Source organism: Megasphaera sp. NM10, from assembly GCF_000417505.1.
In the GTDB taxonomy this organism is placed as follows: domain Bacteria; phylum Bacillota; class Negativicutes; order Veillonellales; family Megasphaeraceae; genus Megasphaera; species Megasphaera intestinihominis.
Genome location: NZ_APHY01000022.1, coordinates 53,341 through 68,417, shown reverse-complemented (window position 1 = coordinate 68,417; position 15,077 = coordinate 53,341). Strand labels below are relative to the sequence as shown.

The window sequence follows — 15,077 nt, the reverse complement described above, 5'->3', positions numbered from 1 at the left end:
GGAGGTTGTATAATCATGGCAGTAGTTTCGATTGACAGTGATGCTGATTTTTCTGTGAAAGTCCTTCATCAGCCGGGCATTGTCATCGCAGACTTCTGGGCTCCCTGGTGCGAACCGTGCAAGATGGTTCATTCGGAAATCAGCCAGGCTGCCGCGAATTTTGGCGATGCTGTGAAAGTAGTACGCATCAATGTCGATACGATGCGGAATATTGCCGAAAAATATGAAATCATGGCGGTTCCGACATTATTGTTCTTTAAGGGCGGTAAGCCACTCAAACGCATTATCGGCTATGCCTCGCAGGCGGAAATCAGCAAGTTCCTGGCATCTGTCGTAGCAGAAAACAAGGCTGCCGGTTTTGACAACAAAAATATTGGGATGATATAATTGAATTCAGAAACGAGAGGGACGGGACGACAGTTATTGTCTATTGTCGTTCCTGTATACAATGAACAGCCGAACATTGAGAAATTCTATGAAGAGGCGACGAAAGCCGCAGCGGCACTCGATATGGATTATGAAATCATCTTTGTCGACGACGGTTCTAAAGATGCAACGCCCCTCATCCTCAGCCGCTTGACCCAGCAGGATGAGCACGTGCGGGCTTTTATCCTGGCCCGTAACTTCGGCCATCAGCTGGCCATTACCTGCGGCATGGATCATGCCCTTGGCGACGCCGTCATCACCATGGATGGTGACTTGCAGCATCCGCCGTCGATGATTCCCGAATTGGTCCAGAAATGGCGCGAAGGCAACGACGTCGTCCAGACCATACGGGAAGCGACGGACGATGCGGGCTTCCTCAAGCGCATAACGTCGAAATGGTATTATCGTATACTGAATGCCGTATCCCCGGTCCACATCACACCAGGCGGGTCCGACTTCCGCCTCATCGATAAGCGGGTCCTGGAAACATTCAAGCAGTTCCGCGAACACGACCGTTTCATCCGCGGCCTCATCGGGGACATCGGTTACACACAGACTTTTATTCATTTCGTAGCACCCAAGCGTTATGCCGGGAAATCGAAGTTTTCCGTATGCAAGATGCTTCATTTTGCCCTGGACGGGATCATGGCCTATTCCAAGATTCCCCTGCGGGTTTCCTTTTATATCGGCATGCTGAGCGGTTTGTTGAGCCTGCTCCTGATTTTGCATGTCATCTATTGTAATATAATGGGCGAAGCCGTGCCGGGATGGACGACGACGATGATCGTCGACTGCCTGTTCAGTGGGTTCCAGCTCATTTTTATTGGTGTCATCGGAGAGTATATAGGACGTATATTTGAAGAGGTGAAACATAGGCCTCTGTATTGGCTGCGGGCTGAACTCGGCCAGCATAAAGACAGGTAGGAACGGTGCGTTGTATGGCCTTCGAGACAGAGAGGAGTATTTATGTGGAAAAAAATCAGTAAAGTTTGGATATTTGCCGCACTTTTCGTTTTTGCCGCACTGCCGGCGCTGGCAGCTTCTCCGCTGACCATTGGCAGCCGGGGCGATGAAGTCCGTTCGATTCAACAGATTCTTCGCAGTAAAGGCTACCGGGTCAATGTCAACGGCGTTTACACCAATGATACGGCGCGGGCCGTATCGCAGTATCAGAAAGATAAGAAAATCCAGGTCAGCGGTAAAGTCGGCGGCTGGACCTATTATCTCCTGACAGGCAATCGTTCCATGCTGCCGCCTAAGCCGGTCATGAAGAGAGGGCAGGGGACGCGCTTCAACAATGGCGCTATCAGCAAATACCGTCATTTCAGCGGCGGCGATGCTTTCGGCAACCAGCTGGTCGATTCGGCATACCAGTATTTGGGCATCCCTTACGTATTCGGCGGCAATACGCCGGCTGAAGGCTTCGACTGCTCAGGCTTTACGAAATATGTCTTTTCCCATAATGGCATCAATCTGCCGCGCCTGGCAGATGAACAATATGAAGTAGGCCAGCGGGTCCGCCGCAGCGAACTCATGCCGGGCGACCTGGTCTTCTTCACGACGTATGAACCGGGTGTATCCCATACGGGCATCTATGTCGGCAATAACAATTTCATCAGTGCCACCAGCAGTGGCGGCATCCGCGTAGACAGCCTCGACAGCGGCTATTGGTCGCCGCGCTATGTCGGTGCTACACGGGTCCGGAGATAGGCAAACTGGCTAGGAAACAGTCGTCCTCTAGCCTTTCCTTATACAACCGGGCTGTGAGATAAAAAATCACAAGAAAAGGTTGCCGAACAGGGGGAAATGAGCGTATAATTTTCCCATGTAGAAAGATATTTAGAGGGAGTGTTTACTATATGAAGTACATGACGGGTAATGAAATCCGCAAAGCCTATTTACAGTTCTTTAAGAGCAAGGAGCACTTGATCCTGCACAGTTTTCCGCTCATTCCGGAAAACGACCCCAGCCTGCTCCTCATCGGCGCCGGCATGGCACCGCTCAAACCATATTTCACGGGTAAGCTCGTACCGCCGTCGTACCGCGTCACGACGAGTCAGAAGTGCATCCGCACTGACGATATCGACAACGTAGGCCGTACGGCCCGTCACCATACGTTCTTTGAAATGCTGGGCAATTTCTCCTTTGGCAACTACTTTAAGAAAGAAGCCATTTCCTGGGCCTGGGAATTCCTGACCCAAGTCCTGGAACTGGATACGGATAAATTGTATGTCACCATCTATCCCGATGACAAAGAAGCCTATGACTACTGGCATAATATGATTGGCCTGGCTGACGAACGGATTTTCAAATTCGACGATAACTTCTGGGAAATCGGCGAAGGCCCGTGCGGTCCGGACAGTGAAATCTTCTATGACCTCGGCCCGGAACGAGGCTGCGGTAAACCGACGTGTACCGTCGGCTGCGACTGCGACCGCTACCTGGAAATCTGGAACCTCGTCTTCACCCAGTACAACCGCACTAAAGACGGCAAGTACGAACCGCTGGCCAAGAAGAACATCGATACGGGCTGCGGTCTGGAACGACTGGCTTCGGTCATCCAGCAGAAAGAATCGAACTTTGAAACGGACCTCATCTTCCCAATCATCGAAAAAGTCATCGCCATTTCCGGCGGCGACTACAATGACCCCCGTCAGAAGATGGCCATGAAGGTCATTGCTGACCATATCCGCGCCATTACCTTCATGATTTCCGATGGCATCCTGCCGTCCAATGAAGGCCGCGGCTACGTCCTGCGCCGTATCCTGCGCCGTGCCGTCCGCTTCGGCCGCCTCCTGGGCATCAAGGACCTCTTCCTGGCAGGTCTCGTCGATACGGTATTGGACATCCTCGGCGATGAATATCCGGAAACGCGGGAACACGAAGCCCTCATCAAACAGATCATCAATACAGAAGAAAAACAGTTCAGCGCTACCCTGGCACAGGGCATGGAACTGCTCAACGATATGATGGCCCATGTGGGCGACGACAAAGTCCTCACTGGCGCTGAAGTCTTCAAACTCTACGATACGTATGGCTTCCCCATGGAACTGACCGAAGAAATCGCCGGCGAACAGGGCTTCAAAGTCGATAAAGACGGCTTCCAGGAAGCATGAAGGAACAGCAGGAACGGGCCCGCGCTGCCCATACCAAAGTATCGGCCAAAGTCGCTACGCCGGATACGACCAAGCTGGACCAGTCGAAACTGGTCAACGACGAAACGGCTGTCAAAGCGACGATTGCCATGCTCGGCAAGGAAGGCGTCGAAATCAGCGAAGCCCGCGACGGCCAGGAAGTGACGATCATCCTCGACGACAACCCCTTCCATGCCGAAGGCGGCGGTCAGCTCAGCGATACAGGCGTCCTCTGTGCTGCTGAAGGCAAGGCACAGGTCACTGATGCCCAGGCTCTGCCCAATGGCCTGGTATACCTCATCGCTGAAATCACTGAAGGCGTCCTCCGCACGGACGATGCCGTCGATATCGCTGTCGACAAGCAGCGTCATATGAACCTGGCCCGCAACCATACGGCAACACACCTCTTGCAGGCTGCCCTGCGCAAAGTCCTGGGCAATCACGTCAACCAGGCCGGCTCACTGGTCACACCGGACCACCTGCGTTTCGACTTCACCCATTTCTCGCCGGTCACGCAGGATGAACTGGATAAGATCGAAGCCCTGGTCAACGAAGAAATCCTCAAGGCCGTCCCCGTCACCATCGAAGAAATGGCCCTCGATGCGGCCAAAGAAAAGGGCGCTATGGCCTTGTTCGGTGAAAAATACGGCGATATCGTCCGCGTCGTCTCCGTCGACGACTTCAGCTGCGAACTCTGCGGCGGCTCTCATGTGGCCAACACGTCGGTCATCGGTACGTTCCGCATTACCAGCGAAACCGGGACTGGCTCCGGCGTCCGCCGTATCGAAGCCGTTACCGGTCCGGCTGCCCTCAAGCTGGCTAAGGATGAATCGCAGGAACTGCAGCAGCTGGCAGGCCTCTTGAAAGGCAAGGTCAGCGATGCACCGGCCAAACTGGAAGCTCTCCTGGCCCAGCTCAAGGATACGGAAAAAGAATTGGCTCAGCTCAAGAAAGACGCAGCCCTGTCCGATATGGACAGCATCCTGGCAGCTAAAGAAGATATCGGCGGCGTTCCTGTCGTCGCAGCCGTCGCTCAGGCTGATTCTATGGATAACCTGCGCGACCTGGCTGATACGGTCCTCGACAAGCTCGGCAGCGGCGTCGTCCTCTTGGGGATGACCAATGGCGATAAAGTCAACTTCGTCTGCAAAGTCGCCAAGAGCGATACCAAGAAAGGCCTCCATGCCGGCAAGATCATCAAAGCTGCTGCTCAGGCAGCTGGCGGCAATGGCGGCGGCCGTCCCGATATGGCCCAGGCCGGCGGCAAGGAACCGGAAAAATTGGGCGATGCCCTTAAAGCCGGTGCCGCAGCCGTACGCGATATGTTAGCATAAATTTTTGGCAGTCATGCCAGTTGAATAAAAAGGATGTGAGTGAACATGGCAGTAAGCGACGAAACGATGATTATGCAAAACCGAAGTGAAGAACAGACCGTTGCATCCATGATTCTGGAAGATGTATATCACGCATTGGAAGAAAAAGGATACAACCCGATTAATCAGATCGTAGGCTATCTCCTGTCCGGTGACCCGACGTATATCACGAGCCACAACAATGCTCGCAGCAATATCCGGCGCATCGAACGAGATGAACTCATCGAAGAATTAGTCCGTTCGTACGTCAAACAGCACAACTTATAGGAGACATATGAGAATTTTAGGACTCGATGTCGGTTCCAAGACCATCGGTGTCGCCTGCAGCGATGCCTTGCTGATTACGGCCCAGGGCGTAGAAACGATCCGCCGTAAATCCGATGAAGCAGACTTTGCCCGTCTGCGCGAACTGATCAAAGAAAAAGAAGTACACCGCATCGTCGTAGGCAAGCCGCGTCATATGAACGGTGACTACAGCGATAATATGAAAAAAATCGAAGAATTCGTCGAACGATTCCAGCAAACCGTCCCGGATATAGACATTGTCTATTGGGATGAACGCCTGACGACCGTTATGGCCCAGAATGTATTAAAGGAAGGCAATGTGCGGCGCGAAAAGCGCAAGCAGTTTGTCGATAAAATGGCAGCAATCCTTATTTTACAGAATTATTTAGACGCTCATGCTCATTAAGGAGGACTACTATGTCGGAAGAAATGAACAACGAATTGGAAGAAGTCATCATCGTGACCGCTACGGATGACCAAGGCAACGAAGTGGAATATCAGGAAGTACAGCGCCTCGACCTCGATGGTAAAGTATTCACCCTGCTCGTCGAAGTCACGGAAGACGAAGAAGGCGGCGATGCCATCATCGCCCGCGTCGACCAGGAAGACGGCGAAGACGTCTACGTCGCACCGACGGACGAAGAGTTCGACGCAGCCAATGCAAAATTCGATGAACTCTTAGATAAGTAATTGAAGGGGCCCTGCATGAAGGTTTCGGCCATCATGCAAGGCCTTTTTGCTTTATCGTTCATCGTTCGTCGTTCATCGTGATGGGATGCTTTTTTTCGACCTACGAGGAACGACCTACGAGGAACGAAAAAAGGAGGTCCCATGGATTTACCGTCGATACAGCAGCTGCGGAATTTCGTCATTTACGGGAAGTATGGAAATTTCACGACGGCTGCCAATGCCGCCAACATTACCCAGTCGGCTTTCAGTGCGCAGATGAAGAAACTGGAAGACCTCGTCGGCGTCCGCCTCATCGAGCGCTCGAACAGGGGAAGTCACTTGACGCCGGCTGGCAAGATGTTCTACACGAAAATAGCCCGCATTTTAGGTGAATTAGAAGAAGCCATGAGCGAACTGCCAGGGCGGACAGGGAAGACCCAGCCCCTGTCGGTGGGAATCATGCTGTCCTTAGGCGACGTCCACATGAACCGCCACCTCGCTTATTTCCAGGAGCACCACAGCGGCGCTTCTTTCCGGGTCTACAACCTGGAAGTCCGGGAGATGATCCAATGGCTGAAAGACGATAAACTGGATATCGTGTCCCTCTTTTATCTGCCGGCACTGCACCTGGAAGACTACGAGAAGGTCTTTTTTGGCATCGAGAACCTCGTCTATTACGGGCCGAACCTGGATCTGCCGGAACATGCCGTGACGCCTCAATACGTGGCATCCCAGCCGTTGGCGCAATATTCGCCGCAATACGAAATGAATAACTACATCAATCACTATTTCACGGCCCATGCCTGCCCGCCTCAGGAAACGCAGGCCTGGTTCTCTACGCCCTATGCCATGATGAACTATTGCCAGCAGAACCGCATCGGAGCTATCCTGCCGGAACGATTCCTCCAGGCCATGGGCATCACCCAGGGCTACTGTGCATTGGAACCGCCGCTGCGCTTGCCCTGTTATCTGGTCTATAAGAAGGACAATCCCAAGTACGCGACGATACAGGTCTTCGTCGACTATATCCGTCGCGTGTATCATATCAAAAAATAATGATAAAGGTATCTGCCATCGTAAAAAACGATGACAGGTATCTTTTTTTTGCGTTATACAAGATAGGAGAGAAGGTGTAGAATCTAGCTTGCAAATACGAAAGGAGCAGTGAATACAGAATGTCGAATCAATCACTTTGGAACAAAGACTTCCTTCTCGACACAGGTATCAATTTTGTAGTCTATCTCATTTATTATTTATTGATGGTTATTATCGCCGTCGTCGCCAAAGACCAGCTTCATGCTTCTCTCGGTGAAGCCGGCCTGGCTTCGGGCATCTTCATCGTCGGCACTTTGCTGGCCCGCTTGCAGTTCGGCAAAGCTATTGAATTGTATGGCCGCCGCAAATCGTTATATGGCGGGATCATCCTTTATTTTGTAACGACGTTATTATATTTTTATATTCCCAATCTCGCTATTCTCTTTGCTATCCGCTTCCTCAACGGCATGGCCTATGGCATCGTCTCGACAGCGACGAACACGATTGTCGCTTCCTGTATTCCTGCCGATAAGCGGGGTGAAGGCATCAACTACTACGGCCTGAGCACTAGCCTGGCCGCTGCCGTCGGACCTTTCCTGGGCATGTTCCTCATCGTCGTCACGAACTTCACCTTTATCATCACCCTCTGCGCCATCCTCGTCGGCTTGTGCATGATTGGCTGCATCGCCCTCCACATCGACGAAATTACCCTCACGTCTGAACAGGTGGCCAAGATGAAAGCCATGAGCCTCGACAATTACGTCGAATATCGCGTCATGGTCATCTCCATCATCGGCTTCTTCATGGGCTTCGCTTATTCCAGCGTCCTGACTTTCCTGGCCGCTTATGCCCGTGAAATCAACCTGGTCCAGGCCGGCACGTTCTTCTTCGTCGTCTATGCCGTCGTCATCACCATCACCCGTCCGATGACGGGCGTCATCTTCGACCATAAAGGCGAAAATTACGTCCTCTATCCCTGCTACATCTGCCTGGCCATCGGCTTGTTCCTCCTCAGCATCACCGGTGCTTCGTGGCAGCTTCTCTTATCGGGCGTCTTCGTCGGCCTCGGCTATGGCACGTTCATGTCCAACGGTCAGGCAGTCTGCATCAAACTGACTCCGTCGTACCGCATCAGCGTCGCCCTGTCGACGTACTTCGTCGCCCTCGACCTTGGCATCGGCGTAGGCCCGTATGTCCTCGGCAGCCTCCACGGCCTGCTCACGTTCCCCCAGCTCTATGCCGTCGCTGCTATCGTAGCCATTGCCTGCTTTGCCATGTACTACATTTTCTACGGACGCAAGATCAACCTCATCAACCGGGCCGTCCGCATCTACATCCACGCATAATACGTAATTACAATAGATCCTATCCCCAGATTCGAGGGCTTGTCGTACGACGACAAGCCCTCTTCACGTTGTTAGCCCCTAGCCACGAACCACTTTTTTCAGTTATAATGGATAGAAAAAGAGGGGGGAGAGATGATGAACATCAAGACGAAAATCCTGGCCGGCCTGGCCTGTATCTGTCTGATACTGACAGTCTTTTTCTGGCCTGGCAAAGAGGAAGATGCCTATAGTTCCGACGTCGTCAGGGAAGCGGAAGACGTGAGCGAGCGGGAAACGGAAATGCTGGCACCTGATGAGGTCCTGCAGGCTCCCGATGGAAGGGACATACGCTTGCAGGCTCTGTATAACCAAAAGCCGGTCTGCCTCTTTTTCTGGGCATCCTGGAGCAGCGACAGCCTGCGCCAGCTGGCCATCCTGGAAAAGGCCTGTGTCCAGTACGGCCAGGATGTCTATTTCGTGACCATCCCCGTCGGACCGGATACAGCAGATAGCCGGGCCTATATCCACCAGCAGGGATATGCCCTGCCCGTATACAGCACACAGAAACAGATGCTCCATGACTATGGCGTCCATCAGGTACCGCAGCTTATCTTCATCGCCTGCGGCGGCCAGATGACGCGCCCCTTTAATACCGTATTGAATGAGCGCCAGGTGACATACGAAATCAAAAAAAATGCTGAAATAATTTTCCCATACCCCTTGCCAAATAGGGAAAAGTAAGTTATAATAAACAAGTCGCACAGAGAAGTACAAAATATGGGCGGTTAGCTCAGTTGGTTAGAGTATCTCGTTGACATCGAGGGGGTCGATGGTTCGAATCCATTACCGCCCACCATATTGTGTGTGAAAAAAGAGCTGTCTTTATAGACAGCTCTTTTTTGTGGCTAGTGGCTAGTTGTTCGTGGCTAATACTTAGTGCTTTTACGAGCCACTAGCTACGAACCACGAGCCATGAGCCATGAGCCACGAGCCACGAGCCACAAACCACTATCATACTCTATTCTTAAAAGTTATTGGTAAAAGTTTCACAAATGTAGTATCCTGTACATGTGATTCGGGTTGGACGGAATCTTTTGGGATCCGTACCGTAAAAAATCCGGGTCAACTATTATCATAATTTCATAGCATATCGCTTGGATCGAAAGACCGGGACGAATTCTTGTAAACGTAGGCTTTTTACGCGCATTCCCGAGAGGAATGCGCTTTTTTTTGAGGGAGTTATCATGCGTTTAGGTATTATCGGCGCCGGCAGAGTCGGCGCTTCTTTTGTATTAGCTTTTCCTTCCGATGTCGAAGGAATCCTTTGTTCCACAGAAGAACATACACGTCAAATGGCCCGCCGCCTCCATGCTGCTGCCTATACCGACGGTGCTGAACTCGCACGGCACTGCGATGTCCTCCTGCTCACAGTACGCGACGATGCCCTGGCTCCCGTTAGCCGGGAATTGGCCGCTTCCCTGACAGGGGATGCGCTGCCGCCTCAGACCTGTATATTTCACTGCAGTGGAGCTATGGATTTATCGCCTCTTGAGCCCCTTTCACGGTTGGGGTATCCTGTCGGCAGCCTTCATCCGCTGCAAAGCTTTGCCGAACCTTCGGCAGACCGCCTGAAGGGAATCTACATGGCCGTCGATGGTGATGAACGGGCCAAGGCCGTTGCGGCAGATCTGGTCCGGACTTTGGGCAGTACGCCTTTTTTCGTACCCCCTGAAGACCGCATGCTCTATCATGCTGCGGCCTGCTTCTGCTCCAACTACGTCGTGACAGCCCTGGCCATTGCCCAGAAGCTCATAAGCCGCTGGACCGGCAGTGCCGGCGCTGCATCCCAGGCGCTGCGGCCCCTCGTCGAAGGGACGATGGACAATGTCCGCCAGCGTCCGCTGTGGCAGACGGCTTTGACCGGCCCTGTGTCCCGCGGAGATGCCGGGACCGTTGCCAAACACCTGGCCGTCATGCCGGAGAAATGGCTCCAGCCCTATTGTGCTTTTGGCTGTGCCGCTGCAGACTTAGCCTTAGAAAACGAAACGATTACAGAGAAACAGCATGACACGCTGACAAGAATCCTTGCGATGGCGGAAGGAGTTCACCATGAACAAGAAAGTAACCAATCTGACCATTAAGAAAATGAAACAGGAAGGCACGCCGATTTCCATGATTACGGCCTATGACTACATCATGGCCCAGAACGTCGATGAAGCCGGTATCGACATGATCCTTGTCGGCGATTCCCTGGGCAATGTCGTCATGGGTCATACGTCGACACTGCCGGTGACTATGGAAGATATGATCCACCATACGGCGGCTGTCGTCCGCGGCGTCAAACGGGCTCTGGTCGTCGGCGACATGCCCTTCATGAGCTATCAGGAAAGCACCCAGCAGGCCCTGCACAATGCCGGCCGGCTCATGAAAGAAACGGGCTGCGATGCCGTCAAGCTCGAAGGTGGCGCCAGTGTCTGCGAAGCCGTCAAAGCCATGACGACGGCCGGTATCCCCGTCGTCGGCCACATCGGCCTGACGCCGCAGTCCGTCCATCAGCTCGGCGGCTTCCGCGTCCAGGGCAAGAACAGCGAAACGGCTAAGCAACTGATTGCCGACGCCTTGAAGCTGGAAGAAGCCGGCGCCTTCGCCATCACATTGGAATGTGTCCCGACAGATATCGCCACGGAAATCACCAAAGCCCTGCATACGGCGGCTACCATCGGCATCGGGGCTGGCAACGGCACCGATGGCCAGGTCCTGGTCTGCACGGACCTCCTGGGCATGAGCAATGGCTTCCGCCCGAAATTCGTCAAGACCTATGCCGATCTCCATCAGACCATCGTCGATGCCGTAGGCCGGTACATCCACGATGTCAAGGACCGCAGCTTCCCCGACGAAGCCCACGGCTTCGCCGTAGACCCGGAAGTCGTCAAAGCCATGAAAGAATAGGGGAAAGGCAGCCGTCAGCAGTTAGCGTTGTAGGGGCTCGCACGTGGCGAGCCCGCCAGGTATATGTGAGATACTAATGAACCGGATTTGCTTGAACGGGCGCCCCACGTGGTCGCCCCTACAGAAAAAGGGCTTGTCGTCGTGCGACAAGCCCTTTTTATACCATTTATTTATATTATGGAAGCACGTCTTGCTATACAGTCATGAAGCATATCCAGATGGTATATTCTGTTTGACTTGTGTATATAATCATTGTACAATAAACTCAAGAAATAGAAACGAACAAAAGAGGTCGTATGTCCGAACGCACGCGTATCGCCGCCAGACATAAACGGGGGTATGCGGCGTTTTTTTTCTTGACGACCTGACATAGGAGGCTATGCTTCATGAAGCATGATCTACATGACGTGTGTATGCAGATACGGCGGGATACGGTGCGGTCCATTTACCGTGCCGGTTCCGGTCATCCTGGCAGCTCTCTATCGGCTGTCGAAATCATGGCCACACTTTATTTTACAGATGTCTTTACCTGTTTTCCTGACCGGCCCCATGCGCCGGAACGGGACCGTTTTGTCTTATCCAAGGGCCATGCGGCCCCGGCTTATTACAGCATTTTGGCCCATAAGGGCTATTTCCCCCTGGCCTTGCTCGATACGCTGCGGACGGTTGGCAGTGCCCTCCAGGGCCATCCCAATTTGGAAAAACTGCCCTGTCTCGACTGCGCTGTCGGCTCTTTAGGCCAAGGCCTGTCCATTGCCAACGGCATTGCCCTGGCCTTGAAACTGCGCCATGAAACACCGGAAGTCTTCTGTCTCATCGGCGATGGGGAACAGCAGGAAGGCCAGATTTGGGAAGCTGCCGCTTTTGCCTCACAGCACCATTTGGACAATGTTTGTCTGATTGTCGATTGCAATGGCCTGCAGCTCGTCGATTCCTTGGTGTCGATCAAGAATATGGAACCGATGGATGCGAAATGGGAAAGTTTCGGCTGGCATGTCCTCCGCGTGGATGGCCACGATACAGATGCCCTGTACGACGCTTATGGCGCTGCCAAGGCCTATCGCGGCAAGCCGACGGTCATCCTGGCCCATACGGTCAAGGGGAAGGGTGTATCATATATGGAAAATCAAGCGAAATGGCACGGTGCGGCGCCGGATGAAGCCCAGTACCGCCTGGCCATGGATGAACTGACAACGGAGGTGCCGTAATGGAACGAGTACCGATGCGCGACGGCTATGGGAAGGCCCTGCTGGAACTGTGCCGCCTTCACGACGATGTCCTCGTCCTCGATGCGGACGTCGCCAAATCGACGCGGACCGAATGGATCCGCCAGGAATATCCTGAAAAATATATCAATGTCGGCATATCGGAACAAGACCTGGTCGGTACGGCAGCCGGCCTGTCGCTGACGGGCTTCGTCCCCTTCATTTCGACATACGGCGTCTTTTTGACAGGCCGGGCGTGGGGACAGATACGCAATACGGTCTGTTATAATAATCTCAACGTCAAGCTCGGCGGCGCCCATGCCGGCATTTCCGTCGGCCCTGACGGCGCTACCCATCAGGCTCTGGAGGACATCGCCCTCATGCGGGTCATTCCCCATATGATGGTCATTACGCCTTGTGACTGGTGGGAAACGTATAAGGCGACGATGGCCGTCTATGATATCAAAGGGCCGTCATATGTCCGCTTTGGCCGCAATCCGGCGCCCGTCGTCACCGATAAGGATACGCCTTTTGACCTCTATAAGGCGGCCATCTTCCGGGATGGGAGTGATGTGACCCTCTTCGCCAACGGCTCATGGTCCATGAAGCCCTGACGGCGGCGGATGAACTGGCCCGGGAAGGTATTTCGGCCCGCGTCGTCAACATCCACACGGTCAAACCGCTGGACCTGGATACGGTCTGTACTTGTGCGGCTGAAACGGGGGCCGTCGTCGTCTGTGAAGAACATCAAATCATGGGCGGTCTGGGAGGGGCCATCTGCGAAGCCCTGGCCCAGTACTGCTGTGTCCCAGTAGAACTCGTCGGCATCCAGGACCGCTTCGGCGAATCGGGGAAACCGGATGACCTCCTGAAAGCCTATAATCTCTCGGCCAGCGACGTCATCCAGGCCGTCCATAACGTGTTGAAGAGGAAGTAAAGTGGCTCGTGGTTCGTGACTCGCAGCCTCCCCTTGAGAGGGGAGGTGGCCTGAAAGGCCGGAGAGGTTAAATTTAATACCATCCGCTAACAATGGACCAGAAAGGGCCGCCCTTTGGGACGGCCCCTACGATGAAATAGGCTGTCGCACGTGCGACAGCCTATTTTGTCATGCTAAGTCCGTATAGAATTTTGCGATGTATGCAAAATCGGTAATTCGTTGTTCCTTTATCGTTAACTGATGTATAATAGGAATAACTACTTTTTGGAGGCGAGTTATCTTGTATACGAAAGCGTTATTGACCGACCTGTACCAGTTGACCATGATGCAGGGCTTATTTTTTGAAGGCAAGCACGAACAGCAATGCGTGTTTGACCGCTATTACCGGACCAATCCCTTCCAGGGGGGCTATACGGTCGTGGCCGGGCTGGAACATCTCATCGATTATGTACACAATATACATTTCAGTGACGACGACCTGGCCTATCTGAAGAGCACCGGTTTTTTCCAGGACAAATTCCTCGATTACCTGAAAGACCTGCGCTTTACGGGCGACATCTATGCCATGCCCGAAGGGACCGTCGCCTTTCCTCAGGAAGTGCTCCTGCGCGTCCAGACCAAGAAGGACGAAGCCTTACTGTTAGAAACGTGCATGTCCATGATCATGAACCATGAAAGCCTCATTGCCACCAAGGCTCGCCGCGTCCGGACGGTGGCTGGTAAGGACAACCTCATGGAATTCGGCCTGCGCCGGGCCCAGGGGAAATCGGCCGGTGTTTACGGCGCCCGTTCGGCCATGATCGGCGGCTTTAACGGGACCAGCAACGTCCTGGCTGGCGCCAAATTCGGCATGCCCGTCTTAGGGACCATGGCTCACAGCTGGGTCATGAGCTTCTCGTCGGAACTGGAAGCTTTCCGCGCCTATGCCCGCCAGTACCCGAACAACCTCATCCTCCTGGCCGATACATATAATACGCTGAAACAGGGCGTCCCCGATGCCATTACGATCTTCAAGGAAATGAAGGCTGCCGGCACCCTGCCCAAGGCTTATGGTATCCGCCTGGATAGCGGCGACCTGGCTTATTTATCGAAAGAAGCCCATAAGATGTTTGCCGATGCAGGCTTCCCGGATGCCATCATTGCGGCCTCGAATGACCTCGATGAAAACCTCATTTCCGAATTGAAAGCCCAGGGCTGCGCCATCAACTCCTGGGGTGTCGGCACGAACTTGATTACGGCCAAGGACAGTCCGTCCCTGGGCGGCGTCTTCAAACTCGTCGGCCAGTATGACGATGGCAAATTCGTGCCGAAGATCAAGATGAGCGACAATGCCGAAAAGATTTCCAATCCGGGCCTGAAGAACGTCCTGCGCATTTACGATAAAGATACGGGGAAAATGAAAGCTGACATCATCATCCTCGAAGGTGAAAGCATTGACGAATCGAAAGACCTGCTCCTCCAGAGCGATAAGGCACCGTGGCGCTCGCGGACGATTCCTGGCGGGACTTACCGTGTCCAGAAGATGCTCTTCCCTATTTTCCAGAAAGGCGAACTGGTCTATCAGAAACCGGACCTCAAAACCATCATGGCCTATGCAGACCAGCAGGTCCAGACTTTGTGGCCCGAATACCTGCGCCTGGTCAACCCGGAAGAAATGTGGGTCCAGCGCAGCAGCAAGCTGTCGGCTTTGCGCGATAAAGTCTTGAAAGAAGAATCGGCTCATTTCTTTTAGGGAGATG

The 15,077-nt window shown here is 53.4% G+C and carries 15 protein-coding genes, 1 tRNA gene and 1 pseudogene; all 17 read left to right on the top strand.

The annotated features are described in order from the left end of the window. Positions 1-15: 15 nt before the first annotated feature. The gene (locus tag NM10_RS04985; protein WP_020310505.1) at positions 16-387 is read left to right on the top strand and encodes a thioredoxin family protein; all 372 of its coding nucleotides are present in this window, start codon (positions 16-18) and stop codon (positions 385-387) included. Positions 388-423: 36 nt separating this feature from the next. Further along, positions 424-1,350: a glycosyltransferase family 2 protein gene (locus NM10_RS04980; RefSeq protein WP_020310504.1), complete on the top strand. Its 927-nt coding sequence runs from the start codon at positions 424-426 to the stop codon at positions 1,348-1,350. A gap of 42 nt (positions 1,351-1,392) precedes the next feature. Beyond that, positions 1,393-2,136 (top strand): C40 family peptidase, encoded by a 744-nt coding sequence (locus NM10_RS04975; RefSeq protein WP_020310503.1) that lies wholly within the window; start codon positions 1,393-1,395, stop codon positions 2,134-2,136. 158 nt (positions 2,137-2,294) lie between these two features. After that, a pseudogene (alaS, locus tag NM10_RS04970) lies at positions 2,295-4,894 on the top strand (alanine--tRNA ligase). 45 nt (positions 4,895-4,939) lie between these two features. Further along, entirely contained in the window at positions 4,940-5,200 is a 261-nt protein-coding gene (locus NM10_RS04965) for an IreB family regulatory phosphoprotein (RefSeq protein WP_020310502.1), read from the top strand. A gap of 7 nt (positions 5,201-5,207) precedes the next feature. Beyond that, positions 5,208-5,624 (top strand): Holliday junction resolvase RuvX, encoded by a 417-nt coding sequence (gene ruvX, locus NM10_RS04960; protein WP_020310501.1) that lies wholly within the window; start codon positions 5,208-5,210, stop codon positions 5,622-5,624. A gap of 11 nt (positions 5,625-5,635) precedes the next feature. Beyond that, positions 5,636-5,908, top strand: a complete 273-nt coding sequence (locus NM10_RS04955; RefSeq protein ID WP_020310500.1) for a DUF1292 domain-containing protein — start codon at positions 5,636-5,638, stop codon at positions 5,906-5,908. A 141-nt stretch (positions 5,909-6,049) separates the two neighbouring features. Next, positions 6,050-6,943 (top strand): LysR family transcriptional regulator, encoded by an 894-nt coding sequence (locus tag NM10_RS04950; RefSeq protein ID WP_020310499.1) that lies wholly within the window; start codon positions 6,050-6,052, stop codon positions 6,941-6,943. A gap of 119 nt (positions 6,944-7,062) precedes the next feature. Further along, complete coding sequence (locus NM10_RS04945) at positions 7,063-8,268, top strand: MFS transporter (RefSeq protein ID WP_020310498.1); 1,206 nt, start codon at positions 7,063-7,065, stop codon at positions 8,266-8,268. A 132-nt stretch (positions 8,269-8,400) separates the two neighbouring features. Further along, a complete protein-coding gene (locus tag NM10_RS04940; RefSeq protein WP_020310497.1) occupies positions 8,401-8,988 on the top strand; it encodes a TlpA family protein disulfide reductase in 588 nt (195 codons plus the stop codon). 38 nt (positions 8,989-9,026) lie between these two features. Then, positions 9,027-9,103, top strand: a tRNA-Val gene (locus NM10_RS04935). Between the two features lie 388 nt (positions 9,104-9,491). Further along, positions 9,492-10,388, top strand: a complete 897-nt coding sequence (locus NM10_RS04930; protein WP_020310496.1) for a Rossmann-like and DUF2520 domain-containing protein — start codon at positions 9,492-9,494, stop codon at positions 10,386-10,388. Continuing rightward, the gene (gene panB, locus NM10_RS04925) at positions 10,357-11,196 is read left to right on the top strand and encodes a 3-methyl-2-oxobutanoate hydroxymethyltransferase (RefSeq protein WP_020310495.1); all 840 of its coding nucleotides are present in this window, start codon (positions 10,357-10,359) and stop codon (positions 11,194-11,196) included. Before NM10_RS04930 ends, panB begins: the two co-directional genes overlap by 32 nt. Before the next feature lie 386 nt (positions 11,197-11,582). Continuing rightward, positions 11,583-12,404, top strand: coding sequence for a transketolase (locus NM10_RS04920; RefSeq protein WP_020310494.1), 822 nt, complete (start codon positions 11,583-11,585; stop codon positions 12,402-12,404). Further along, positions 12,404-13,015 (top strand): transketolase family protein, encoded by a 612-nt coding sequence (locus NM10_RS04915; RefSeq protein ID WP_239639617.1) that lies wholly within the window; start codon positions 12,404-12,406, stop codon positions 13,013-13,015. The genes NM10_RS04920 and NM10_RS04915 overlap by 1 nt, the downstream gene beginning before the upstream one ends. Next, positions 12,997-13,338, top strand: coding sequence for a transketolase C-terminal domain-containing protein (locus NM10_RS14465; RefSeq protein ID WP_239639616.1), 342 nt, complete (start codon positions 12,997-12,999; stop codon positions 13,336-13,338). Before NM10_RS04915 ends, NM10_RS14465 begins: the two co-directional genes overlap by 19 nt. A gap of 280 nt (positions 13,339-13,618) precedes the next feature. After that, entirely contained in the window at positions 13,619-15,070 is a 1,452-nt protein-coding gene (locus tag NM10_RS04910) for a nicotinate phosphoribosyltransferase (RefSeq protein WP_020310493.1), read from the top strand. The last annotated feature ends 7 nt before the right edge of the window (positions 15,071-15,077 follow it).